The sequence below is a fragment of the Paenibacillus lemnae genome (genome assembly GCF_012933385.1).
Taxonomy (GTDB): domain Bacteria; phylum Bacillota; class Bacilli; order Paenibacillales; family Paenibacillaceae; genus Paenibacillus_AQ; species Paenibacillus_AQ lemnae.
The window spans coordinates 1-25,470 of record NZ_JABBPN010000006.1; the positions used below are offsets into that span (position 1 = coordinate 1).

At 42.8% G+C, this 25,470-nt stretch carries 22 protein-coding genes; 13 read left to right on the top strand and 9 right to left on the bottom strand.

All coding sequences use genetic code 11. The annotated features are described in order from the left end of the window. From HII30_RS08530 to HII30_RS08590, 13 genes are all read left to right on the top strand, one after another. Positions 1 to 366, top strand: a 366-nt coding sequence (locus HII30_RS08530) for an ATP-binding protein (RefSeq protein ID WP_246246206.1), incomplete at its 5' end; no start/stop codon positions are given. 89 nt (positions 367 to 455) lie between these two features. Beyond that, positions 456 to 692, top strand: coding sequence for a hypothetical protein (locus HII30_RS08535; protein ID WP_169504603.1), 237 nt, complete (start codon positions 456 to 458; stop codon positions 690 to 692). Between the two features lie 154 nt (positions 693 to 846). After that, positions 847 to 1,320: a GNAT family N-acetyltransferase gene (locus HII30_RS08540; protein ID WP_169504604.1), complete on the top strand. Its 474-nt coding sequence runs from the start codon at positions 847 to 849 to the stop codon at positions 1,318 to 1,320. Positions 1,321 to 1,586: 266 nt separating this feature from the next. Continuing rightward, entirely contained in the window at positions 1,587 to 1,895 is a 309-nt protein-coding gene (locus tag HII30_RS08545; protein ID WP_169504605.1) for a hypothetical protein, read from the top strand. 517 nt (positions 1,896 to 2,412) lie between these two features. Then, positions 2,413 to 3,057, top strand: coding sequence for a DUF2711 family protein (locus HII30_RS08555; RefSeq protein ID WP_246246207.1), 645 nt, complete (start codon positions 2,413 to 2,415; stop codon positions 3,055 to 3,057). A gap of 93 nt (positions 3,058 to 3,150) precedes the next feature. Continuing rightward, positions 3,151 to 3,381: a hypothetical protein gene (locus tag HII30_RS08560; RefSeq protein WP_169504606.1), complete on the top strand. Its 231-nt coding sequence runs from the start codon at positions 3,151 to 3,153 to the stop codon at positions 3,379 to 3,381. Continuing rightward, entirely contained in the window at positions 3,378 to 3,566 is a 189-nt protein-coding gene (locus HII30_RS08565; RefSeq protein ID WP_169504607.1) for a hypothetical protein, read from the top strand. The genes HII30_RS08560 and HII30_RS08565 overlap by 4 nt, the downstream gene beginning before the upstream one ends. A gap of 603 nt (positions 3,567 to 4,169) precedes the next feature. After that, positions 4,170 to 6,314: an ATP-dependent nuclease gene (locus tag HII30_RS08570; RefSeq protein WP_169504608.1), complete on the top strand. Its 2,145-nt coding sequence runs from the start codon at positions 4,170 to 4,172 to the stop codon at positions 6,312 to 6,314. After that, positions 6,296 to 7,978 carry a UvrD-helicase domain-containing protein gene (locus HII30_RS08575; protein WP_169504609.1) on the top strand — a complete coding sequence of 561 codons (1,683 nt, stop codon included), beginning with the start codon at positions 6,296 to 6,298 and terminating at the stop codon, positions 7,976 to 7,978. The genes HII30_RS08570 and HII30_RS08575 overlap by 19 nt, the downstream gene beginning before the upstream one ends. A gap of 861 nt (positions 7,979 to 8,839) precedes the next feature. Continuing rightward, complete coding sequence (locus HII30_RS08580) at positions 8,840 to 9,691, top strand: hypothetical protein (protein ID WP_169504610.1); 852 nt, start codon at positions 8,840 to 8,842, stop codon at positions 9,689 to 9,691. A 13-nt stretch (positions 9,692 to 9,704) separates the two neighbouring features. Further along, positions 9,705 to 11,195, top strand: coding sequence for a hypothetical protein (locus HII30_RS08585; protein WP_169504611.1), 1,491 nt, complete (start codon positions 9,705 to 9,707; stop codon positions 11,193 to 11,195). 585 nt (positions 11,196 to 11,780) lie between these two features. Further along, the gene (locus HII30_RS21450; RefSeq protein WP_211184500.1) at positions 11,781 to 11,951 is read left to right on the top strand and encodes a hypothetical protein; all 171 of its coding nucleotides are present in this window, start codon (positions 11,781 to 11,783) and stop codon (positions 11,949 to 11,951) included. Positions 11,952 to 12,048: 97 nt separating this feature from the next. Next, entirely contained in the window at positions 12,049 to 12,561 is a 513-nt protein-coding gene (locus HII30_RS08590) for a hypothetical protein (protein WP_169504612.1), read from the top strand. 279 nt (positions 12,562 to 12,840) lie between these two features. Here the strand turns inward: HII30_RS08590 and HII30_RS08595 are convergent, their stop codons facing one another. The 9 genes from HII30_RS08595 to HII30_RS08635 all read right to left on the bottom strand — a co-directional run bounded on the left by HII30_RS08595 (position 12,841) and on the right by HII30_RS08635 (position 25,362). Further along, positions 12,841 to 13,338: a lysozyme inhibitor LprI family protein gene (locus HII30_RS08595; RefSeq protein ID WP_169504613.1), complete on the bottom strand. Its 498-nt coding sequence runs from the start codon at positions 13,336 to 13,338 to the stop codon at positions 12,841 to 12,843. Between the two features lie 77 nt (positions 13,339 to 13,415). Next, complete coding sequence (locus HII30_RS08600; protein WP_169504614.1) at positions 13,416 to 15,797, bottom strand: polyprenyl synthetase family protein; 2,382 nt, start codon at positions 15,795 to 15,797, stop codon at positions 13,416 to 13,418. Positions 15,798 to 16,036: 239 nt separating this feature from the next. Continuing rightward, positions 16,037 to 17,155, bottom strand: coding sequence for a sugar ABC transporter permease (locus tag HII30_RS08605; protein ID WP_246246216.1), 1,119 nt, complete (start codon positions 17,153 to 17,155; stop codon positions 16,037 to 16,039). A 113-nt stretch (positions 17,156 to 17,268) separates the two neighbouring features. Continuing rightward, positions 17,269 to 18,789 (bottom strand): sugar ABC transporter ATP-binding protein, encoded by a 1,521-nt coding sequence (locus HII30_RS08610; protein WP_169504616.1) that lies wholly within the window; start codon positions 18,787 to 18,789, stop codon positions 17,269 to 17,271. An 85-nt stretch (positions 18,790 to 18,874) separates the two neighbouring features. Then, positions 18,875 to 19,978, bottom strand: coding sequence for a sugar ABC transporter substrate-binding protein (locus tag HII30_RS08615; RefSeq protein ID WP_169504617.1), 1,104 nt, complete (start codon positions 19,976 to 19,978; stop codon positions 18,875 to 18,877). A 267-nt stretch (positions 19,979 to 20,245) separates the two neighbouring features. Then, positions 20,246 to 21,367 (bottom strand): D-xylose ABC transporter substrate-binding protein, encoded by a 1,122-nt coding sequence (locus tag HII30_RS08620; protein ID WP_246246208.1) that lies wholly within the window; start codon positions 21,365 to 21,367, stop codon positions 20,246 to 20,248. A gap of 11 nt (positions 21,368 to 21,378) precedes the next feature. Further along, on the bottom strand, positions 21,379 to 22,944 hold the full coding sequence (locus tag HII30_RS08625; protein ID WP_169504618.1) for a response regulator: 1,566 nt from the start codon (positions 22,942 to 22,944) through the stop codon (positions 21,379 to 21,381). Then, on the bottom strand, positions 22,919 to 24,388 hold the full coding sequence (locus HII30_RS08630; protein ID WP_169504619.1) for a sensor histidine kinase: 1,470 nt from the start codon (positions 24,386 to 24,388) through the stop codon (positions 22,919 to 22,921). The genes HII30_RS08625 and HII30_RS08630 overlap by 26 nt, the downstream gene beginning before the upstream one ends. After that, on the bottom strand, positions 24,385 to 25,362 hold the full coding sequence (locus HII30_RS08635; protein WP_169504620.1) for a substrate-binding domain-containing protein: 978 nt from the start codon (positions 25,360 to 25,362) through the stop codon (positions 24,385 to 24,387). Before HII30_RS08635 ends, HII30_RS08630 begins: the two co-directional genes overlap by 4 nt. Positions 25,363 to 25,470: the final 108 nt, after the last annotated feature.

Sequence of the window (25,470 nt, forward strand, 5' to 3'; positions counted from 1 at the left end):
GACCGTGCTGTTCTGCTTACTCTGCCGGAACACGGTTATGAGGCCTTCCGTATGAGTGCAGCCGTGGCGAACAAATACGGGGAAATACAGCTGAGAAAACTGGACCTTCTCATTTTGGATGAAGTCGGATATGTACCCTTTAGCCAGACCGGATCCGAGCTGCTCTTTAACGTGATTGCCGATTGCTATGAGCAGCAAAGCGTGATTGTGACGTCCAATCTCGAATTTGGACAATGGACCTCGATCTTTGGTGATACCAAGCTCACTTCTGCTTTAGTGGACCGTCTGGTACACCATGCTCATATTCTTTCTTTCACAGGCGAGAGCTTCCGTCTCAAGCAGGCTATGGACCGAATTCCGCAGTAACGATTATGCTGGCAAGTGACCTCGGCACTTTTCGCAGCAAAACTCAGCATTTTTCACTTGCAAAAAACAGGTAGGAGAACGTGTCGAATATGGACAAAGAGAAAAAGGCTCTGGAGAAAGCAATGGTGTTTGAAACAGACGAGATCATAACAGCTAAAGTGTACAAGGTCAGCCCGGAGCAGAAAGAGGAACTCGATCGTTTCTCAGCAGAGAGACACGAGAAGTTATTCGAAAATGCAATCCCAAAGATCCGTGCGCGGTATGATCAGTTGGTCAAGATCCGGCAACAACAGAAGGTAGATGACGGAGGCAAGTCGTCCGAGTGATTAAGCTAATGGGATACGAAAGTTCAATAAAGATAAGTTTTTTCTAAAATTATGTTGTTTAATAGATAACAGTAGCGGGATTGTCCTAAAAAATGGAATCAGTTAAAGATATCCGTATGACTAAGCAAAAATTTTAAACGAAAGGGCGTTATTTATGAAGGTTGTAACTGCAACAATAGATGACCTCAAAGGGTGGTTAGAGCTAGCTTCTGAGGTTGAATACTTATTTGGACCAATGGTAAATGATCTAAAGTTTATACAAGCATTAGAGAAGAATATAAATCAAGATAGCGCTTTTTGTGTTAGAGAGAATGATGGATTACCTGGTTCTAAATTGCTCGGTGGAATTTTATTTTCAGCATCAAATGCCCCAAAATATAAAATTGGTTGGTTATCTGTTTCATCGAAATCGAGAAATATGGGAATAGCAACTGCTTTGGTAGATCATGTTTTGAGACTTATCACTTTTCCATCAGAAGTAGTAGTTACTACATTTGGTGAAGATATTCCAGATGGGCAGCCTGCGAGAAAGTTGTATCAGAAGTTTGGTTTCATTCCATTAGACGAGTTAATTACAAATGGTCCAGAAGGCGGTAGTCGTCAGAAATTTAAGTTAGATGTCAACTAACCTGCCTGAAAGAAGCCACTTTGATTGGCTTTTGACATGATGCCATCCTGGCACTTTTAATAGTAGAATACCGCATGCTTCAAAAATATGTAACACGCTTTATCGAGATTTTCTTGAAGGGAAAGAGTCCATCCATCATCAAAATTACCATATGGAGCGAACGTGGCTACATGTCCTGTGAAATCGTATTTGTCTTGGTTAGATGCTGCTAACGTAACTTCAGGCCCAGTATTTAGATCCATCAACAGACACGTGTTATCAAGTTCTTGTCAAAACGCAATGACAAGAACTTGATAACATTCCCGACAATATCTGGGTGTTCGAAACATCATAAGTCTTTATTTATTGGTTCATGGAAAGCAGTGCAAGCATCTCAACCTGTTGAAGGAAGTAATGAAGAGTTAATTCAATTTAATCACTTAAGTGTGACATTCTCAGATCTGACTTTTCAAAAACTTCATGAAGAAACTGGGAAGGAAAGTGCAATTGTTGATGCAGAAAAGAAGGTTGAGTATGAATGGAAATCAAATGATCAGATTTTAATAGATAACAAACTATTTACTGGTTATACATAGATGGCTTTCCTTGTGGGTATGGGAAACTGCGTCATTATCTGAATGATAATTTACTAGAACATGGTGGACATGTTGGTTATGTTATTCGGCCTTCATGTCGAAATAAACTAACGTGAAACAAAGAGGTGTCGTTTTAAGAGAGAATCAAACCTTATTACAGTTATACGAAGAGAGAACTCCTTTGTACGAATCTTTCGCTGACATTATTATTGATGCTAAGAATTAACAGCCGAAGAGTTGGTAAATGAAATATTAAATAAACTAATAAATTAGAATAAACGTTTTGATAGTAAATGCTTTGAAGTCTGGGAGATTACCTAACAAGATATTTGCGCGTCTGGTATTCGAGATTGCGGAGAAGTTGAATCAGGCGACAACCCTACACTGGCTAAGTCCGTCGGGCCCGCGCTTACGCGCTTACCCCATTGAGGGTTCGTGAATACAACAATGTTATAGGAAATCATCGAAATGAATAAAAATAAAGGATGTAAATAAATGCTTGATTACATATGGATCGATGACAAAAACATCAATATTAAATCAGGTCAAAGATCAATATAAATATGCTTTAATTATTACTAATCCGTTTATTCAGATGCCGCAAGGTTGGTACAACAATAAAAAATATGCATACCCAACAAATGAGGAAATAATTGAGTATGGTAAACCTGTTTTGTGGAGTCAAATATTAAAGCTAACTGAACTTGAAGACTTAAAGAGTTTAGCTTTAGCGATGAAAACATATATATCTGCATTAAATAAGTTCTATGCAAGGTCTGATTTAATGGAGAAACTTAAACAAGGATTGCAAGAAGATGTATATTTGCCTAACGAAGATAAGATCTCTCAGTTCTTAATTCCAACCATAATTGAAGTGTTTAAATCAAAAGGAATGACAAAAATTCAATACACAGAGCCGATATTTGATACGAGTGACGAAATACTAGTAGATGATATTACAATTCAAAACTTTTATGAAATGGCACCTTCAGAAATTATTGTAACGGACGAAACTAATGAGACAGCATTTTTAAGTGTTTATGATTCATTTATTACACTCATGTTAACCAATAATATAAACACGAAGGAAAAAATTCTTAGTGCAGGTTGGGAAGCAATTGAATGTAATGAAGATACAATGATAAATTGGTATCTTAAGTAATGTGGTTGGAGCTACACCCGATACTTTTTTCCCGAAGGATACGATAAGGGCTATCGACTTGAGAATGATGCAGGGACAATTCATCAATAATTTATGGAACTTCGAAGAGAACATGGCGTGTCTTCAGATCTTGAGATTCCAATGGAGTATTTTGCTTACTCAGTCGAAAATGCTTTGAAAATATATGGGGCTCATGGTGAACAGAATGAATGCATTACTTCGCAGCAATGGCTAGAGGCGATTAAACTTACTGGATACATTGAATTGGATACATTGAATCTGAAATCTACATGGCTCTGGCACATAAGGGGGCTAACTGAATGAATATCATTTGGAGAAAAGAATGGCTTTATGAATATGTGTCGGGTGACAAAAACATAGCAACATTAGAAATCGCTAATTATGCGGTTTTTTTTATTTATGTTATCAAGTTCTTGTCAAAACGCAATGACAAGAACTTGATAACATTCCCGACAGATGACAAGAACATTGTTACATTACCGATATGATCTCATTGATGGCTGCTGCAAATAAAGAAGATAAGACACCCTTTTTTTAAACTAACGGGCAGGATAGTTCAATAAAAAAGAAGAAACGGCTAGCTGGCAAAACGAATCTTGAGAAGGGCTGGAAGAAGCCGAGAAGAAGGTACAGCACCTGCGTAAGCTAGGGTTACCGGAAGGTCATACATACCCGTGAGTGAACTCCCGACCTGGGTATTGGCGTATCGAGGGAAGCGCCGTACTGTCTCGTTCCACAACGAACGAAAAACTCGCACAGATAGGGTATTATGTCTTCCCTGCCCAGTACGAGTGTCTACGTCAATTGCACTCAAGCGGTTGAACCGCCGTATACCGAAAGGTACTTACAGGGGTGTGGAAGGTCTTCTACTCAACTAATGGGCAGTCTCCTAACCGAATATTAATCTACTAGAAACCTTTTTAGAACGTGAGATCAAATAATTAATAAGAAATTTCTGTAAGAGTAAGAAGATAGAGTGTGCTAAAATGTATAGATAATTATACCTATATTAGAAATATTAGTTGTAGCATTATTGTAGGCCATAGGATGTATATTGATGTTTAACATATGATGATTAGGAGGATTTATAGATGTATATTTCAAGTATTAATATTGAGAACTTTCGTAATTTTAAAGGACCGAACAATATTGTTGAATTCAACGAGGGAATGAACGTAATAATAGGACACAACAACTCAGGTAAATCTAATTTACTTAAAGCAATGGAACTAGTTTTAAGCGTTGGATCTTCAAAAAGACTGACTGTCGATGATTTCAACAAAGAAGTGATTATAAGTGAATTGAAAGCAGCTTCCCCAAGAATTTCAATCACGGTAACCTTTACCGAGTCAGCGGATGAAGCCGAATTCTCAGAGGATTTGGTGACTGTTTCAAATTGGCTTACTGAATTAAACAAACCGTATAAAGCCAGTTTAACTTATATGTTTTATTTGCCAGAAAAAGAAGAAGAAGACTACAGACAAGCAATGACAAACATTACTTCGGATATTACGGAAGATTACTGGCAAGTTATTAAACATAGTTTTTTGCGGAAGTATAAGACCAATATTTATGCTGGGGATTTAAGTCTGAAACAAGTGGCTGATAATGAATCACTAAAGAAAATCGACTTCCAGTTTATAGATGCAATTCGTGATGTTGAACGCGATCTATTTACGGGAAGGAACACTTTATTGCGTGAAGTGATTGACTTTTTTATGGACTATAGTATCAAAAATTCTAGAAAAGATAAACAAACTCAATTGCAAGAGATAGAACAATTGAAGAAAGAATTTTCTCGTAATGCTGCAACTCTTATTCAGTCGCTTAAAGATCGTATGAATTCAGGAAAAGTAGAAATGTTGAGTTATGCCAATGATACGGGGGCATCTTTTGGAAATGCATTTCCTGATTTTGATGGAAATATTCTGGATTCAGAATTATATTCAGCGTTACGACTCATCGTGAAGTATGAAACCGGCATTTCTATACCTGCTACCCATAATGGACTTGGTTATAATAATTTAATTTTTATGTCTTTATTGCTAGCAAAAATGCAAAAAGATGCGTCAGGAGATTATCTTGGGAGTAATGCTAAAACGTTCCCTGTCTTGGTGATTGAGGAGCCAGAAGCTCATTTACATCCTGCAATGCAATATAAATTTTTAAAATTTCTCAGAGAGAATGGAAAGAGCAAAGCTCGTCAAATCTTTATAACAACCCATTCTCCTAATATAACTTCGGCTGTACCTTTAGATGAAATTTTATGCTTTCATCGGACAGAACAAGGGCAACTGAATATTGGTTATTTAGGTAAGATCTTTGAAGGCGATTCTGCTGGGAAGGCTTATGTTGAACGATTTTTGGACACTACAAAATCAGACATGTTGTTTGCAAAATCAGTTATCTTGGTAGAAGGACTTGCAGAGCAATTGACGATGTCCCTATTTGCAAGGTATCTGGGTATGGATCTGGAAAGTAATCATGTTTCAGTCATTAATATCAATGGTCGGTTTTTTAATCACTTTCTTAAACTATTTGATAAAACAAAACCTCATACTATCCACAAACCCATTGCATGTATCACTGACTTAGATCCATTAAGGGAAAAACTACCCGAAAAATGTGAAGATGCGTCGGAATCTGCAGAAAGCATAGTTAGTGAGGCAGATTCAGATACTGACGAAACAAGCACCGGTGATCAAGAGATTGAATTAGAAGCCGATAAACTAGAAAAATGTTATCCGTTCGAATTAGGGCTAGACCCGGAACAATTTTCCTATAAGCCATACTCAAATAAATTAATTGATCAAGAGTTATCAGACAATATGAGATGTTTTTCTCAAGATGTTGGTAATGGTCGGACATTTGAATATTCGCTCGCTTATGAAAACCCTGGTAATTCGCTGCTACTTATTGAAGGGATGACTAATTATTCGGAGTTAAATAAATTGTTTAACAGCTATCTGGAGGGAAATAAGACAGAGGAACTCCTTCAAATTTTGAATAGAAGAGGTAAATTAAATCAAAGGATTAGAGTTAACATAATCAAATATGAAGGACAGGATAAAAGAGAACATATTTTGGCCGCCAGATATTTGAATTCAGTAAGTAAGGGAGAAAATGCCTTTGAATTGGCCCATACATTAGAAGCAAATCTGCTGAAGGAAGAACCCCAACCATTCAAAGTACCGAAATATATAGCGGAGGCGATAGAATGGATTCTCAAAAAATAATTACTGCAGATATGAGCATTCCTATAAATAATCACTTCAAGATAATCGCTGGTCCTGGAGCTGGTAAGACTAGATTTTTAGTCAACCACATACGTAATGTTTTACACCACTCAAACCGCCTTGGAAGAAATAAAAAGATAGCTTGCATTACGTATACCAATATTGGTGTGGAGACTATTGTAGATCGATTAGATGAAGGCGTCGATCATATTGAGGTGTGTACCATTCATAGTTTTTTATTTACGCACGTACTGAAGCCCTTTGCCTTTCTAATAAAGAGTGAGCACGATATTAGGGTAACAAAAAATATGAAACCATCAGAACATCTCGTTTCTGGTTACTTTGATCGAACCAACTTGGGAACCAGACATCGTTTATCGAATAAGGAGTTAATTCAAAAAACATTCTGGTTTATTGAAGGAGATTTTTGCAAGCTACATGTAAGAGGAAAAACAGTTGATATGCATGCTGATTTGTATAGATATAAAAAATTGTTTTGGGAGAAGGGGATATTGCATTATGACGATGTACTGGCTTTGTCGTGGGAAATATTGCATAACCATCCTGAAACACTGAGAGTCATTCGATCTAAGTTTCCTTATATTTTTGTCGATGAATTTCAAGATACAAGCTCCATACAAGCTGAAATTTTGAAATTAATCACAGAGAAAGAAACTACTTTGGGTGTAATAGGTGATAGTGCACAATCCATTTACAGCTTCCAAGGGGCCAACGTTGAACAATTCAACAATTTCCTTTTGTTAGACATGTCAGTTTATAAAATGAAAGATAACCACAGAAGCACACAAGAAATCTTAAATCTGCTAAATAAAATGCGGACAGATATTAATCAAGAAAGTCCTGAACAAAAAAAAGGAAACAAGCCACTTCTTCTTGTTGGAGAACCCTTTTCTGTTGCTAATTATATTCGAGGTTTAATTAATTCAAACGATTTGTATACTCTTTCTTATTCTAATATTGCAGCAAACTCTATGAGGGATAAAGTGGAGTATGTTGCTAATATTTCATCATTAACAATTGAATCAATTCTCATAGATAATGATTCCAACAATAATCGAAGAAAAGTTATAGCTTCTCTGATGAAGGCTGTTGAGTTTGCAAGACAAAAAAGCTATAAGGAAGCAATTCGTGAAGTAAGCAGGCATCTGATAGATGAAGATAGCCAAAGGCAGGCCATTTCAATTATTCACGGATTGTTAAGTTCTTATTCAGAATATAGTTCTAATCCACTAATAGAATTCTATGAAAAAATAAAGGCTTTGAACATTATTCATTTACCTAATTTTCAAAGAAGAAAGGGTGCTCAAACGCCTGCAGAACACTTTTACAGGACGACTAAATACGCTGAATTAGCTCTACTTATTAAAAACCAAGAGAAAGTCGGTTTTGATCGAACCATTCACCAAGCAAAAGGGGGTGAGTTTGAAAATGTTCTAGTTGTTGTTAAACCTAAACCTAACCAGAATTATAATGAAAGTAGAGATCTAGGTTTTTTGTTAAATCCAGATATTAATAATGAAGAACATAGAGTATATTATGTCGCTGCTAGTCGGGCTCAAAAAAATCTTTATTTTTGTGTCCCTTATTTATCAGAAACCAGTGTAAACAAAATAAAGAATATATGTGAAATTGAATATTTGTAAACTAGAGAGATTAATCGTCTTCAATACTGTTTTTTCAATAAAATATATACTTATTAAAAATATAGGATGTAATTAGATAAGATGTGTTGGGATATGATTTTTTCAAATAGCGTACGAATTGGTGTGAAATTACAAAAGAAATAAATGCTTATGATTTATATCAAAAACATCCACAGTACTGATAATAAAACAAGGTTCTTAGAGCTAATTTTAAAGTTTCAAAACGCATCAATACATTCAGATAAAACCACCAAATGCTTATTTTTGCGTGTCAAAAATCGAATAGAATAATTACCGAAATGTTTTTAACATCTTCTTGAATAAAAAACACAGCAATGAAATGACTGTGTTTTTAATACTAGTTGAAAACTAAGTAATTTAAGAGTTAATAATATCATGTTAGAGGATAAGAACATACATAAGGAGTCGCCAAAAGGATTGACGATTCACTTAATGTTGCTCTTACTGGAGTCATCCGCAGAAGATAGGACATTAAACCAAGCATAGTGACCTTATTGGGAGTGCAATTTGGGACTCAGTGATCGATACTAATTGTGAAAAACAAAGGTAACTTGAAAAAGGGACTGATCCCATAACGTAAGAAAAATTAGATCACCTTCAAGAGAATGCAACCATGTCGTAAGATATGGAGACAACCTTGGAGGTGTCTTTTCATGGCGACAAGAGTCAGTTCAGTTATCCCTTAGAAGTTAATATGCACAGGAGATTGAATTGAGATCGGTAGGGACTCTACGATCATCGGTTCAGCCAATAGAATTATTTACAAGGGTTCTGGTCACGAATCTAGGAATATATTACTATGTAAATAATCCTAATTTGAAGAGAGGAAGTTTAAATAATATGCTGAACAGTTCCATGAAAAAGGAAGCCATAGAAAAACTGAAAAGTGCCGTCAAAAAATACGAAACCTCTTCAGAATCGCTGAAAAGTAGCGCTATTAAATTACATAATACAAGAACCTATGGTTTAGATGTCATTAAGAAAGTGGAAGCATACATAAATACACTGGCTAACACGCCTAAGGAATTCGAAAAAACCTTTCAGCAGGTCCGGGTAAATCTGGCAAGCTTTAAGGCGCTCATGGAAATATCCTATGATGAAAAACAAATGATCAAGCTGGCCGGCGGCGGCACGGTAGCCGGAGTTGCAGCGGGTGTAGCGACAGCGGCACTTGCTCCAACGGCGGCGATGGCGATTGCTACAACCTTCGGCACAGCGTCTACAGGCGCTGCGATTTCGGGGTTGACGGGTGCGGCAGCTACGAATGCAGCATTAGCCTGGTTAGGCGGCGGCGCGCTAGCCGCCGGCGGCGGCGGAATGGCGGGTGGCAGCGCCCTACTGGCACTGGCAGGACCCATTGGCTGGGGGATTGGCGCGGCGAGTCTGGCAGCGGGCGGCTTTTTTGCCAGCAAAAAGAACAAGGAAGCGGCAATCAAGGCGGATAAAGAGCGGGTAGAGGTGGTGAAGGTGACCAGGACCCTAGAGGCAACTACGCATGAAATTAACGCTTTGAAGGAGTCCACGCAGCAGCTGGCCAAGGGCCTGGAGAAAAGCCTGATCTCCTTTACGAGCATGACGAAGAGCATTACTTCTTTTGCTGAGTTCTCGCAGGATGAACGGCATTTACTTAGAGCGATCATTAATAACACGGAAAGCCTGTCCGCCTTATTTATGAAGGAAGTAGGCAAATAAAATGTCTGTAGCTATGTCTTCTAATATATTGAAGGACCAGATTGCGGCCAGCGGTATCGGGGCGTTTAATGAGTGGAAGCAGCAGACGCATGCATCGCAACTGGATCAGGTGGTTAAGGATGCGCTCGCGGCGGAGAAGCAGCAAAATGCAAATCTTGAAAAAGCACTTGGACATATGATGAAGATGCGGCAATTCTTGTCGGACCCGGAGCGGATTCTTGGATCACAGCAGACCAAACACGGTGAGGTCGCGGAGCATCTGGAAGTCAACGTCCGGAATGCGTGGTCGGCTATAAAGGGGAATGGAGAGGTGGCGACCTTTGACGGGGTGGGCCGCACGGCGCCGGAGGATTTTATATTAAATGGAGTCAAATTCCAGTCCAAATTTATCAATGGCACGAATAACACCCTAAAGCATGTGCTGGATCATTTTGAAACCTACCGGGATGCTTCCATGAATTACTCTATTCCAAAGGATCAATACCATGTTATTGAAGCAGTCCGGGCAGGAGGTCGGCCAGCCGATTTAAGTGACAAATCCGTCCGTGCGATCCTTCGCAAAGTCGAGGAAATTGAAGCCGAGACCGGCCGGAGCTTTGATGACATCGTCCGTCCTTCCGTCTCGAACTATGATGAGGTTCAGCTCGGCCGGGTCGGCGGGACGGTTTCGGGATACCAGGATGAACTGGTGGATGAGAATCATCTCATCAAGGAGGAAATCCGTTCCGAAGCGCGGGAGAAGGCCAAAGCGATTGAAGGTAAAAGAGGACCTTCCATTAAAGAAGGAGCCAAAGCCGCTGGGGCCGCCGCTACCATCGCTGCGTCATTAAGCGTCATTACGACGATCTACCGCAAGGTTAAAGACGGCCGGCGGATTCAGGATTTTGATAAAGAGGATTGGAAGGAAGTCGGTATGGAAGGTGTAAAGGCAGGAGCCAAGGGCGGCGTTACTGCAGGAACGATTTATGCCTTAACAAACTTGACTTCCCTCTCCGCGCCGTTTGCCGGTGCAGTTGCCAGCGGGATGATAGGATTGTCTTGGCTTATGGCCGATGTATCGAAAGACCGAATAACAATGGATGAGTTTGTGACCCAGGGCCAGATTCTGTGCATAGAGGCCGGTATTGCTGCTACGGGTGGGGCTATCGGTCAAATACTGATCCCGATCCCCGTGCTAGGCTCGATCATCGGTACTGTCACCGCAAACTTCATTTGGAGTTTTGCTAAGGGACGGCTGGGAGCGAAGGAGCAGGAGCTGAAGGCAAAGCTGGATGCATATACCGCATCAATTCTGGCCCAGATTGATCAAGCCTACGCGGACATTATTGCCTGCATTGATGCGGCTTATCAGCGATTCGATTCCTTGATCGAGGCTGCCTTTGACGTGGATGCCAATGCAGCCGTCCTTGCCGCCGCTTCCGTGGATTTGGCTGTCGAGTTTGGCGTAGACAAATCCAAAATATTAAGAGACGATGTAGATCTGGAGGCTTTTTTCCTGGGCTGAGCTTTTTTACGATTAAGTTTCCCTCATATAGGTTTTTCGGGCTCCTGCCCACATTCAATGAAATGACGATGAACCCGTAAAGCAATTGCGTCCGGTTTTATTGTACAAGTGCGGGAGGTGTCGTCAAGGTGTCCGGACCGTTAAGCTCGACTGGGCTGCTGATCAAGGAAATATCGATGCTGGTAACCAACTCTGCAGCCTAACCCTGTTAACTCCCTCAAGTTTGTCCTCTATGCGCGTGTTAACGACTAATACTAGATACTATAAGGAATGAGTGATTCAATGAAGATCGTATTTAATTTTAATACAAATGAATATTCTTATAGATACTGTCTTTCAATAGTTGAAGACATGCAAAGATATTTTGGGATATCGAAACAAGAAGCAGTAGATCGTATTAACAGTTTGTGGAAAGATGTGGATCTAACAGGCGAAGTAGATCCTATATTTCATGAGAATCCAACATATTGGGCTTACGAAATATTCAGTGATCATAACCCTGTCCACTTGACAGGGTTATGACCAGTCGACTAATATGATCGGTTTCTTTTTCTTTAAGCTAATGGGCAGTTAATCTCAACGAATATGGAGTTTGAAACATTGATTACAGCCTCAGCTATTCATACACTTTATCAAGCTAATTTAGGCTTCGATGGAAAAACGCATTATATGGATTATGTTACTAAACCGAATTTTGAATTGAAATTGAATATAATCATTGAACTAACGGGCAGGTTAGCTCAACCAAAACGCTGATTTTCCCATCATATGTCCGTATGCATATGCTTATGTTTTTTGGAGAAAGTCCCTGCTAAAGGAAGAATATTTCTACTGTAATAATCTGTGCAGAACGATGGAGAATAACTCTTACTATAGATCACCATTAATTATAAGGGATCATTTAGAGTACTTTACAGACCAAATTGTCAGTCATCAAATGAGTGTATCGGGGGGAATCCATCCAAACAGTTTATTCTGGGTACTAGAAAAAATAGTGACTACGTTTAGTAACAACTTCTTTAAGGCGTGGTTGAGTATAGCAGGGAAGAGAAGTCAAGAAACTAGTGTTCCTCGCTGGGATGAAATTGAAAAAATGAGGGATTTGTGTTTTCCGAACATAGCTTTTAAATTTGCCCAGAACGAAAATGGCTCATCAAGTTCCATTGAATTTTATCATTTAGATTCAGAACAATCAGTTATCAAATGCAATTGTCCGAATCAGGATGAACTAAGCAAAGAAGCAATCCAATCTATGTTTTCGTTTACACCTCAAAAAATTGCAATGATCGTCATGAGCAAACCAGATGATGAGAACATCCAACTCCAAAAATCAGTTGATCTATATGTTAAAAAATTGAATTTTTAAACCCCGTTGAATGATTAGATTCAACGGGGTTTAATTTTTTATTAAACAAGAAATCTAAGAGGAAAGGGGCAAGTAACGGCAAAAGGTACATGTTCTTGTCCTCCGACACAAAAGGATCTCCAACTGGGAGATCCTTTGGATTAATAAAGAAACTAACATATGTACAAAATACGAGTTTTGTGTAATTGTGTTTAAGGAAAATGAATTTTACACTGAATCCTAAACCCGTTACCGTTCATTCAATTATTTCATTTATTTCATTATTATAAGTTACTGGGTTCATTCAATGTACTGGTTCACAAGTTCATACACTCTGTCTTTTGTTGTCTTCGCTAAGGATTGGGATAAATAAATTCCGTATGATGTGGTATTCAAATAATCAGCAGCTGCATTGTCAGCGGTCTGATCACGCAATTCAATCCATTGAAGTTGTTCATTTTTCAGATCAGCCATTTCAGACTCAGACAAATTCTTTTTCAATACACCGTACACTTCATTCAAAATATCATCCCAACTTGTGAAAATTTTCTCAGCTGCGATTTGTAATTCCGGAGTTGGCGCTTCAGCTTTCTGGATAACTTTTTCAAATTCAATATTCTTTTCTTCAATAGCATTTAATTTATCTAAATATATTTGTTTCTCGCTTTGATGAACCTCTTCTGAAACAATGGTTTCTTGGTTCCCTTCCATATCCTGGTTAATCGAATTGGATTCTGTCTTGTCAGAACAGCCTGCCAAAAATAAAACTGCAGATATTACCACTATGCTTTTTTTCAACAGTAATCCCCTTTCGAAAATGTTATCCCAGTAAACTAACACAACTGTCCCTTAAATTCAAATTTAAAAACCCGGACCTAGCGGTCACGGGTCACGATATAACTCAGCAAATGATGGAGAAAACTGCTGTTCCGGGGCTGATGCTGCAGCATCTCTATGGCGTCACAATAATGCTCCCACAAGGCTTGCTCTGCTCCCTCATATCCAAGAATGGTTACAAAGGTCGAATTGTCATTACTGGTATCCATCCCTGTCGGTTTTCCAAGCAGCTGTGGATCCCCTTTAGCGTCGAGCAAATCATCCTTGATTTGAAAAGCGATTCCCATATGGTAGGCAAACTGCTTGAGAACCTCAATGTCTTCAACACCCGCTCCTGCCAAAATGGCTGGCATCACAAGTGATGCTTCGAATGCGATGCCTGTCTTGTAGAAACAAACCATGTTCAGCTCATCCAGGGTAAGCTTCCTGCCTCTGGAGTGTAGATCCATCGCTTGCCCTGCACACATGTCTCCGGCCCTTTGGGAGGAATATTTCATCAGCGACTGAACACGAAGCGGATCAAAACCTGCTAAAGATGCCTGCTCTTCCATCGCCTTCTGTATTAAATACAATCCGGTCAGTTCGGCCGTCGCACTGTTATGAATCTGATGCAGTGTGGAGCGCCCTCTTCGGACAGAAGCATTGTCCTGAGAAGGAAGATCGTCGAAGATCAGCGAGGCCGTATGCATGTATTCCAGAGATCGCAGCAGCGGAAAAATATCTTTCCCATCCAGTCCGTATTCCTCTACACCCATCACATATGCAATGATCGGCCGAATGAGCTTGCTGTCTCCCTGAAGACTGTAATTGGCTGCATCGATTAACGTCTGCTTCATGGAGGGCATATCTGCCATTTTTTCGATAGACAGACCATGCTTAATCTGTTCCCGCACCTCACGAACCGTTTGATGAAACTGCTCCTGCTCAGTCCGGTTACTCCTTAACGACTCCACCATTTGATCACGAAGAAGCTTATCGAAAAAATCCACATGATCTGCTCTCAGAACCATGTTCTGCAGCAACGTCATCAGCGAGGAATTTTGAAGTACCAGCCTCTCCATAATCTCTGTGTATTGCTTCGCTCCAAGCCGTTCCCGGAATCGCTTCAACCCATTGACTGCCCGGTCCAGGATTACTTCCTGCGCTGCAGAATGGCCGTGATATACATGATGGATTAAATGATGAATCACAGCCCAATAGAGTTCAAACGGGTTGATCAGGTCCGGTCGCTGCTGATGATGCTGCATGTAATACGTGTAAGGGGTCACCGCGCCTTTTTCCATATCGTCGAACATATCTGCAAAATCATCGGCCAGCTGGTTATATAGTCCATAGTAAAAGGTACGCTGATCATAACCTTCATCATAATCCGCTGCGATCACAGAACGCACAATGGAGCGGGAAGCAGCAGATTTCAGGATAATCGGGATATACAATTCTTCATTAGTATATTCACTGTTTTCCAGGTTCTTGGCACGGTCCTCTTCCTGGGCATGAAAAAAGATAAACGCCTGTTCAAAGAACAGCGCATCAGTCTCTCGCCTCTGAACCGAATGAATGTACTCGAAGGCCTGCTTCAGTTCCTGATACACATAGGTGAGAAGTTCCTTTTGATGGTTCGCCCATTCCCCTGGCTTAGGGACAACACCGGTCAGCAGCGCACTGCGGATCATGTTCGAGTACTGCTGCTGCTCATGAGCGTTCAATACATCCGAATCCAATAAGTCATCAATGAAGGGATAGGTCAGGCCGTAAGAGTAACCCAGGCGAATGGCCTCATCCAGCCGCCGGCTTCGCTCTTCAGGTGATGTATTTTCCTGCACCTCCTCAAGCACATGGAGAACTACACCAAGGATAATCTTGATCAGTTTTCTTTGCGCATTCTCCGGATCCATCCCTTGCGGGATATGTGAAGCAGTGTCCTTTAGCTTGCCAATAACCCATATAACGGCAGACTCCACATGCTCCTTTTGCGCCCAGCGGTATACATCGGTCAGACTGAACCAATCCGATTTCCCGCTCTGACCATGAGGCTGAGCCGTCGATATAATCCGGCCCCGCAGCCGATCACTCATCTCCTGAATGCGTTTTTCCGTCTGCACCGAATCAAGAGAAAAACCTAAATCTCTCATATACATATAGGTAACACTGCGCTTCAAGTAATCATCCAGACGCCCTTTATACTGCAGCCACTGCAAGTAAGTAGAAATATCCCCGCTACCCGGCTGATTTCGTTTTCCCGCGAAAAAAGAGAAAGCAGATCTTTTATGCTTCTTTCCCCACAAAGTAAAATCAGCAATCAGCGTCTTTGCATACTCTTGCTGATCGATCTGTGTCTGCAGCTGCTCCAAATATCGTGCCGCCTTCTGCTCGGCATGCTTGTACCCGTCTTCTGCACCCTGTTTATTTTCGTTTATCATCTATGATTTACCTCAACTTCTATGTAGGTTTGTTCATCTTGGCTGACATATCTTCTGCATACTACGCAGCAGTGGCATTAAAGTTACGGAAACGAGTCATCGGTAATAACCACCACTCTGCCGCAATAATGTTCTAGTGTATAGTATACAGACAAAAATTATGATCAAAGCACGTTTATGTGATCGATAAACAAACAAAAAAAGCTGCATGCCATCACAGCATACAGCTACTCTTACCTTTATGCACCTTTTCTGCGAGTCATCACATCAAAGATAACGGCAGCGGCCAGAACGCCCCCACGAATCATATATTGGTAGGAGATCCCGACACCTAACAAATTCATGCCGCTGGACAGCGAGGCCATCACGATCGCTCCGATGATGGCGCCTGTGACTTTTCCGACACCTCCGGCAGACGATACGCCGCCGACATAAGCTGCAGCAATGGCATCAAGCTCGAACAATGTCCCTGCCGTGGTCGTAGCCGACTGCAGACGGGAGGTGAATAAAATCCCCGATAGGGCTGAGAGCATGCCCATGGAGCCGAAGACGATGTAGGTAATCTTCTTGACGCTGATTCCGCTGAGATGTGCCGCTTCCGGATTGCTGCCCACAGCGTAAATATGCCGGCCCAATACCGTTTTTGTAGTAAAAAAGTGATAAATCAGTACGACCAGCACCATAATGACCACCGTCCACGAGAACCCGTTATAGCCCGCCAGAATCCAGGTGATATAGGCAATGATGGCCGAAATAAATATTAACTTCAATGCGAAGATAGATTTTGACATGACCTCAAATTGATACTTCACTTTGTTGCGGCGCGTAGAAATTTCACTTGAAACATACAGGATGATACAAATCAGACCCAAGGCCAAACTCAGAACATGCAGACCCTGTATTTGAAACAGAGAAGGAATAAATCCATTACCGATCGCATTGAAATGAGTATCTTTTACAATAATGGTTCCGGTTTTCTCAGTGATTTGCAGCAAAGCTCCGCGGTACACAAGCATTCCCGCCAAGGTGGCTACAAAAGACGGAATCCCGATCTTCGCCACCAGCAGACCGTTCACCATTCCCAGCACAACACCAAGAACAAGAATAATGGGAATTGTAATGTATACAGATACTCCGGCTTGTGTAAGCAGTATGGCGGCGATAGCTCCCAGAAAACCGGCTGCAAAGCCCACCGATAAGTCAATCTGACGGATCACAATGACGAGCGTCATCCCAACGGCCAGTACAGCGATATATCCGGTCGCATCAAGCAGGTTGCTTATATTACGGGAAGACATAAATAATCCGTTCGTCATAATGGTAAAGGTAAGTATAATGACGAACAAGGCGATAAACATGCCGTAATCCCGAATATTTTCTTTAACCAAATGTCGAGTTTCTTGCAATAAATTAGGCTGTGGGACGGAATTGATCGGATCCCGGTTTTGTTTAATTTGCATGTGCACCCCTCCTACTGTGTCGCCAACTGCATAATTTTTTCCTGATCGGCTTCGGCAGACAAGAGCTCGCCCTTTAACTCGCCTTCCGCCATCACATAGATACGGTCACTCATCCCAAGCACCTCGCCCAGCTCCGAAGAAATCATAATAATACTCATGCCGCTGCTAATTAACTGATTCATAATAGAGTAAATTTCAAATTTAGCCCCTACATCAATGCCGCGTGTCGGTTCGTCCAGAATTAACAGCTGGGGACCGGCGAACAGCCATTTACCCAGGGATACCTTCTGCTGATTCCCTCCGCTTAACTTCCCGACAAGCTGTTCTACAGAAGGTGCCTTAATGTACATGGAATCTTTATATTTGTTTGCCTGCTTGATTTCTTCATTGTCATTAATGATGCCCTTTTCCGATATTCCCTTTAAGTGTGCAGCCGTAATGTTGCTCTTAATATCTTGTGCCAGGAACAATCCGTTGCCCTTGCGGTCTTCCGTCACATAGGCAATACCGGCCTTGATCGCATCGCTCGTATGCGAGAACTTCACCGGTTTACCGGCAAGCAGCATATCTCCTTCGACCTTGTAGGCTTTCGGATTGCCGAAGACACTAAGCGCTAACTCGGTTCGCCCTGAACCCATCAGCCCGGCAATTCCGACAATTTCACCTTTCCGTACATGCATACTGATCTGTTTCGCGACAGGACGACCCAGCATGGAATCATACGCTGTCCAGTTCTTCAGTTCAAGAATGTTATCACCGTATGAGGAGTTAGGACGCTTCGGGTAAATATCCTCGATCTCGCGGCCGACCATGTTCTGGATAATGGCTTTTTCCGTAATCTCACCCTTCGCTGCATCAAGCGTACAGATTGTCTTTCCGTCCCGCAGTACGGTAGCCGAATCGGCGATCGATATGACCTCTTTGAGCTTATGGGAGATCATGATGCACGTGATCCCCTGCTCTCTCAGTTCACGCAAAAGCTCCAGCAAATTCTCGCTGTCATCTTCATTAAGCGCAGCTGTAGGCTCATCGAGTATTAACAGCTTCACTTCCTTACTTAACGCTTTCGCAATTTCAATCAGCTGCTGTTTCCCGACTCCCAGATCCTTGACCAGTGTTTCCGGATTCACCTTTAGCTTGACCTTTTCCAGCATCTCATTGGACTTCTTGATCGTTTGGTTCCAATCCACAAGCCGTCCCCGCTTCACTTCATTCCCGGCAAAAATATTCTCATACACCGATAAGTCCGGAAACAGCGCAAGCTCCTGATAGATGATGACAATGCCAGCCTGCACACTATCTTTAATCTCATTAAATTGCTGGATCTCGCCATCAAAAAAGATATCTCCCTCATATGAACCGTAAGGATAAACCCCGCTGAGCACCTTCATCAATGTAGACTTTCCAGCTCCGTTCTCACCGACGAGACAATGGATCTCACCCTTTTTCACGTCGAACTGAACGTTAGACAGCGCCTTGACCCCTACAAACTCCTTGCTGATATGATGCATCTCCAAAATGTTCTCACTCATGGCTTGCCTCCTTCGATGGGACAGTCACTATGGATTGCGTAAAAGGGATAGAGTCCTCTATCCCTCAACGCTTCCATGCTGAAGCTTACAGACCGGTGAAGTCTTCCGCTTTGTAATAACCGGAGTCGACCATTTCCTTTTGTACATTGGATTTGTCGACCACGATCACATCGGTTTGCTTCGCTTTCACTTCAATGTTTCCGTTATCATAAGAACCGGTCGTTTCCGGTGTGTTACCATCCAGAATTGTAACCGCCATACCCATGGCATCCTGAACCAGTGTCCGCACATCCTTGAATACGGTCATCGACTGCTTCTCATCAATGATGTATTGAATGGATGCTTTCTCGGCATCTTGGCCTGTGATCACGTAATCTGTAATCGCGCTGTCGGAGCCAAAAACGTCCGCGATGCTGCGGGCGGTGCCGTCATTCGGTGCCAAGATGGCAACATTCCCTTTCAGGTCGCTGCCTGCTGCTGTCAAATGCGTTTGAGCTTTGTTCTTTGCTTCGTTGGGATCCCAGTTCGTAGTCACTTGGCCGATGATTTTGCTCTGCTGGTCGCGGGACAGCTCGGCTGTGCCTTTCAGAGCTTCAGCTTCACTGGAGTTGGCGATTTTAAATGTCCCGTCAGCAATCTTAGGCTGAAGAACACTCCATGCACCTTGGAAAAACAGGAATGCGTTGTTGTCACCGGCGGAACCTGCATACAGATACAGCGGTACATTGCTGCCGTTCGCATGATCCACCAGGTACTGAGCTTGTGCCGCTCCCACTGCTGCGCTGTCAAACGTGACATAGTAGTCTACAGCATCGGTGTTTGTGATTAGCCGGTCGTAGGAGATGACCGTGATGCCTTCTTTCTTGGCTGATTCGACCGCTGCAGCTGCTGCGTCTCCATCCTGTGGACAGATGATCAGCACTTGAATACCGCGGTTAATTAGCGTTTCTACATTTTCTTTTTCTTTGGCCGAAGACCCTTGGCTGAACAAAATCTCCGTTGTGTATTTCGAGTCAGACAGTGCTGCTTTGAAACGTTCTTCATCCTGAATCCATCTTGGCTCGTCTTTCGTCGGCAGCACGATGCCGACACTTACTTTGCCGCTGCTGTTCTGATTACAAGCTGCTGTAAAGACAGCCAGCAACATAATAACCAGCATAAAAGCCATAGGTTTAAGTATCTTTTGCATTGATTGGTGAACCCCTCTCCATCTACAAAGTTTTAAGACAACTAGAATATAGCACCGCAGCATGTATCTTCAGGAAACCATTCATAGCACTTTTTTTAGATCGTCTGTACTTTTTTGCACCCCGCCAGTCTTTAGCGCTTAAAACACAAAAAAAAAGCACCAGGAGGTGTCCTGGCGCTATTAAGCGTTTTATTTGTGGCTATAGGAATTTACATGTTTAACGTAGAGTGAGAACCGATCTGTAGAAGCGGAACGGTCGGATCAGGCTTATTCCGTACCATACACCTCCGACCGCAGATGGAAGCCATCCGCAATGATCGTATCATCCATCGTTTGTCGGTTCACGGCAATGGGCGTCAGCAGGAGTGAAGGAACCCCCAGCTGGCCGTTGCTCATCATCCGGTTAGATGTGACGGGTTGATTCCGTGCCATCTTGACTGCAATGGCAGCCGCTGCCTCAGCCATAGAATGTATCGGTTTATACACCGTCATGGTTTGTGTTCCTTCCACAATTCGTTTTGCTGCTGTCAGATCGGCGTCCTGTCCGGCAACCGGAACTCTTCCGGCAAGGCCTCTTGCGGCAAGCTCCAAAATGACTTCATTCGCTGTGGCATCATTGGCTGCGATCACTGCATCAATGTCATTACCATTCGCATCTAAGGCAGCCTTGATATTATCCCTGGCCTTAGCGGTCTCCCAATCCTCGGTCCACTGGTCATATACAACGGTTATATCACCTCGTTCGATGAAGGGCTGGAGCACATTGAACACCCCTTTTTTCAGCAGCAGTGCATTATTATCGGTCTCTGCTCCTCCAATATAGGCATATTTGCCGCGGGGAACGAGTGCTGTGATCGCCTGCGCCTGAAGCTCGCCTACCTCCTCATTATCAAACGAAATGTACATGTCTACACTGGCATTGCGAATGAGCCGGTCATAAGCGAGAACCTTGATACCTGCCGCATGTGCCTTATGCACAATCATCGCCATGGCTTCCGCGTTATGAGGAACCACAACGAGCAGATCAACACCTCGGCTGATCAGCGTTTCGGCCTGAACAATTTGCAGCGCATCATCCCCGTTCGCCGCCATGACATCGACTACAGCCCCCAGCTTCTCGACTTCCTCTTTAAACAAATCACGGTCCTTTAGCCAGCGTTCTTCCAGCAGCGTATCCATCGAAAACCCGATAACAACCTTCTCCGCTTCTGCTGCAGGATCAACGTCAACGTCCGGTGTCTTGGTGTGGACTGCCGGAGGCTCTGGTTCAGGGTTCAAATAGTCAGGCAAGTAAAATACTCCTAGTACAGACATTACAACGACCAGCACCCATAGCCCTTTCGGAACTTTAGCCAAAACCTGTAACAACAATGATTTCAGTTTTCCCATAGAGCCTCCTTCTAAGTCATGGGTGATCCATTCACCGGCCTTTGTTCATTTCCCTGCAGCAGTGCTTTTCGGTATTCCGTTGGAGATTGGCCGCTCGATTTCTTGAACACTTTGCTGAAATAATTCGGATCATGATATCCGACCTCATATGTGATTTCCTTCATACTTTTGCTAGGATCCAGCATCAGATGCTTCGATCGTTCGATTCGGCATTCCGTCAAAAAATCAATATAATTGATGCCAAGCTGTTCCTTGAACATTTTGCTGATATAAAACGGATTCAAGCCCACCTGTCTGCTGATCATCTCAAGGGAAATGTTCTCATGGGAATGTTCCAAAATGTATTGCTTCATCGTATGAATCGTTTCTGTGGATGCATGCTGGTAAAACTGTTCATAAGCCTGCTCCAGCTGCTGCAGGATGCCTAGCGTTTCCGCACGGAACTGCCGGTAGTCCTGAGCTTGAAAGGTATACATCGGAGCAGGAAGTATAATACCGAGTTCGTTCAACAACCTTGAGGTCATCCACAGTACCTCCAGAATCCGCTGCTGCGCTTGAATAAGTGTGATTTGCTCTTGTTCAAAGGAACCGATCAGTTCCATCACACTGCCAAGCACCTGTTTCCAATGCCCCTGCCTGATATGATCCAGCAGCTGTTTTTCCTGCTCCCAATTCATTGTTTCTCTGACCGAGTTGACCACCGGAACATCTTCGTAGAACCGGTACTTGACCGCTGATGTTGTGTGAATGGAGGAAATTAAGGCTTCCTGAAAAGATTGTTTACTATTGTGAAGAGAGCTGTATACACCGCCAATTCCCACAAACCATCCTTCTTTTGAAGACGATGCCGCTCGCAGAATCTCTTGGGCGAGATCTACCGCTTGAGCGCGGAAGGACCGGTCAGGCCTGCGGAAGACGATCACCGGGATTTGTAAACCGCACATCGCTCCAACCCAGCAGGAGGAAGTGTTTTTTATTCTTTTTTTTACGGAAGCATATAGTGAGTCTGTGTTCTCAGGTAATGTGACTTTGATGGCAAACATCTCATTGGACGAACCTCCGCCGAGCAGATCCAGCAGCTCCTGCAAGTGGATATCATGTACATGATCGAATAACAGCTGGGTCACGATATCAGTTTCGATCAGCGGCATGGTCTTCTCCATAGCAGCCTGCTGGCGAGAAAGCTGGGAACGGTACATGCGTTCTTCTCCAATCTGCTCCAGCACTCGGCCAACCGTCGCTACAATTTCACGGGCTTTGCTTGGCTTGAGCAGATAATCCTTAACTCCCAGCTTGATGGCCTGGCGCGCATAGTCGAAGGTGTCGAACGCTGTGACCATAATAAAACGAATAAAAGGATTTTCTTCTGTAATGATCTGCACCGCATCCAGACCCGAAATACCCGGCATCTTGATATCCATTAGAATAAGATCCGGCTGAAACGTATGGGCCAGTTCAACCGCAGCGTTCCCGCTCGATGCTTCTTCTATCACAAGATCCGGGTGACCATGCTGTAGAATGACACGAAGCCCTTCCCGCTCTATCCGTTCATCATCCACGATCAGTACTTTGTACATCGTTCTCGCTGCTCCTTATCTTTGGCAGATTTAAGATGACTTTCGTTCCTACACCTGAAATACTTTCAATTTGAATAACATTCGGAACATGATAAAACAATCTCAGACGCTGGACGACATTGCTGAATCCGATCCCGGTGGAATGTCCGCTGAACTCAACATCTTGCTCATTTAGAATGGAATATACAATATGTTCTGGAATGCCGGGACCATCGTCTTTAAAAACTACGCACACGTGATCCGTTTCATCCCTAATCGCAAACAGAATCACTCCGCCTTCTTCTCTGGGCTCGACAGCATGAATGACAGCGTTTTCGATAATGGGCTGAAGCGTAAGCCCGGGAACCTGGATGTGCAGACAGGACTCGTCAATTTCGGAGTGAAACTGTAATCTTTCCGAGAACCTGGCTTTTTGAATCTCTACATATTGGTGAAGCACGCGCACTTCTTCATAGAGTGTAACCGAGCGGTTTAAGCGTTTGAGATTGTACCGCAGGAGACCCGCAACATTAACCAGAAGGTCACTCGTTTCTTCGGATCCTTCCAGATAGGCTTTTTTGGAGATCGTATCCAGCGTGTTAAACAAAAAATGCGGGTTGATTTGGCTCTGCAGACTGCGAAGCTGACTTTCTTGAAGCAGCAGCTTGTTATCCTGAAGCTCTTTTTCGAGCTGAGCCTTTTCCTGGATTTCCATGATCAAATTGTTAATATTAACCCTCATTCGCTCAAACATTTTGGCAAGAAACGATATTTCATCACTGGATTGCACTTCAATCTTCAAATCGAACCTTCCCCGTGAGAGCTCTTTGGCAGCTCTGCTCAGTGACAATAGCGGCCTCGTGATACTTAAGGAGAACCAGTATGTAAACATGATCAGCAGGAACGTAATTAATAACAGCAGCCACAAGCCCAGCCTTTTCAAAGCCTCTGACTTTTCCATAATGCCTTGATAAAATGGATAATACGTATTCAATTCCTTATCAATCAGGGTCAGGGTCATTTCAGAGATGTACATAGAGATGCGGGTAGCTTCTGCAAACGTTTTACCTGCTTCTTCTGTATCCTTCTCGGCCTGCAGCAGCAGGGTCCGATCTACGGTCTCTGTCAGACTGTCCATAAGATTGATATAATTGCTCAATTCAAAATCATTATCGGTATTGCGCAGCTTGTACACTTCATATTTTGCTTCACGGACCTTTTGTTTGCTAGTTCCCAGAACTTCTTTCTGCGCTGGCTCAGGTGAATGTAAATAATTATTTAATGAGGAGATCAGTTCTTTACTGGCGATGCTCGCTTCATTCATTCTGATGTACCGCTGCAAAATATCGTTGTACTGCTCCTGGGTCTGCTGATTGTAATAAGTCAACGCGATCCAAATGGAAGCCATGAGGCTGAGGACGACGGCGGCAAGAATCCAGATCTTTTTCAGAATACTGATATTCATGGGCGGTTCTTCGCCTTAATCATGGTGATATCTGTGTAATAGCCGTTCATGTCCAGTGGAACGGTCTTCCCATCAAGCCAGCTCACCATCAGGTTTACACTGATCTGTCCAATCTCTTCGGGGGATTGTTTAATCATCCCGTCCAGCTCGCCTCTCTCCAGCAGAAATCTGGTCTCTGGACTGTCATCAAATGAGTAAATGAGATATTTTCCACTCTGATAGCGCTTACCAACCGCATTAACCAAGGCATCGGTAATATGCGTGTTCACCGCTACAAAAGCATCCGCATTCGGATATTTGTTCATCATCTCTCTTGCAGAGCTGATCACCTTCTCCCGTTCATCAGAGGTCTCCGCGTATACAGTTACAAGTTCCGGATATTGTTGTAATACTTCCTGGATTCCTTTCAGACGCTGATCCTGGTCATACTGCTGTCTGCTGCCACCGATCAGGATGACTGTACCTTTAGTTCCCAGCTTGGATATCAGTTCTTTGGCCACCATGCGGCCTGCTGCCGTATGATCCGTTCCTACATAGGTTCTTCTCAAACTATCCTTCATCGGTACGTCGCTAGCCACGGTAATCACCGGAATCCCGCTGCGACCGGCTTGAATTTTGGTGAGCTCCTTGAACTCAGCTGTGTCCAGGCCTTGCACGATGATGCCATCCACCTTGGAAGCGATAGCGATTTCCATCTTTTTTAAAAAATCATCTTCATTGCTTCCATAGCTTCCCCATACCTGCAGGCTCACATTGTTCTTGGCAGCTTCCTCCACTGCTGTCTCGCCGACTTTATCCCAAAAAGGGGTATTCAGCTCTTGTGTAACCAGCACGAGACGGTACTTCACCTGCTCTTCTTGCAGTTCTGCGGGCATGGCACTTCCGGCTTCATACATTCGTCCAACAGACAACGAGGTGAAAAAACAAAGGATAAGCCCTGCGATGCTGCACATCACTACGGCCGTCTTACGCAAATCCAGCGGCCCCCTTATGTCCGAATAAGTTTCATTAATTCGCATTTTTTTACAATTATATAGGCATGGGATATATAAATAAAGATGAGATTTGTTACCAAACCTTTA

Coding starts and splice junctions, on each gene's coding strand:
- HII30_RS08610 (WP_169504616.1), bottom strand. CDS start 18,789: ATGAGTGAGAACATTTTGGAGATGCATCATATCAGCAAGGAGTTTGTA.
- HII30_RS08600 (WP_169504614.1), bottom strand. CDS start 15,797: ATGATAAACGAAAATAAACAGGGTGCAGAAGACGGGTACAAGCATGCC.
- HII30_RS08630 (WP_169504619.1), bottom strand. CDS start 24,388: ATGAATATCAGTATTCTGAAAAAGATCTGGATTCTTGCCGCCGTCGTC.
- HII30_RS08560 (WP_169504606.1), top strand. CDS start 3,151: ATGGAACTTCGAAGAGAACATGGCGTGTCTTCAGATCTTGAGATTCCA.
- HII30_RS08555 (WP_246246207.1), top strand. CDS start 2,413: ATGACAAAAACATCAATATTAAATCAGGTCAAAGATCAATATAAATAT.
- HII30_RS08590 (WP_169504612.1), top strand. CDS start 12,049: ATGGAGAATAACTCTTACTATAGATCACCATTAATTATAAGGGATCAT.
- HII30_RS08570 (WP_169504608.1), top strand. CDS start 4,170: ATGTATATTTCAAGTATTAATATTGAGAACTTTCGTAATTTTAAAGGA.
- HII30_RS08580 (WP_169504610.1), top strand. CDS start 8,840: ATGCTGAACAGTTCCATGAAAAAGGAAGCCATAGAAAAACTGAAAAGT.
- HII30_RS08535 (WP_169504603.1), top strand. CDS start 456: ATGGACAAAGAGAAAAAGGCTCTGGAGAAAGCAATGGTGTTTGAAACA.
- HII30_RS08575 (WP_169504609.1), top strand. CDS start 6,296: ATGGATTCTCAAAAAATAATTACTGCAGATATGAGCATTCCTATAAAT.
- HII30_RS08605 (WP_246246216.1), bottom strand. CDS start 17,155: ATGTTTATCGCCTTGTTCGTCATTATACTTACCTTTACCATTATGACG.
- HII30_RS08565 (WP_169504607.1), top strand. CDS start 3,378: ATGAATATCATTTGGAGAAAAGAATGGCTTTATGAATATGTGTCGGGT.
- HII30_RS08540 (WP_169504604.1), top strand. CDS start 847: ATGAAGGTTGTAACTGCAACAATAGATGACCTCAAAGGGTGGTTAGAG.
- HII30_RS08585 (WP_169504611.1), top strand. CDS start 9,705: ATGTCTTCTAATATATTGAAGGACCAGATTGCGGCCAGCGGTATCGGG.
- HII30_RS08620 (WP_246246208.1), bottom strand. CDS start 21,367: ATGGGAAAACTGAAATCATTGTTGTTACAGGTTTTGGCTAAAGTTCCG.
- HII30_RS08615 (WP_169504617.1), bottom strand. CDS start 19,978: ATGCAAAAGATACTTAAACCTATGGCTTTTATGCTGGTTATTATGTTG.
- HII30_RS08625 (WP_169504618.1), bottom strand. CDS start 22,944: ATGTACAAAGTACTGATCGTGGATGATGAACGGATAGAGCGGGAAGGG.
- HII30_RS21450 (WP_211184500.1), top strand. CDS start 11,781: ATGGAGTTTGAAACATTGATTACAGCCTCAGCTATTCATACACTTTAT.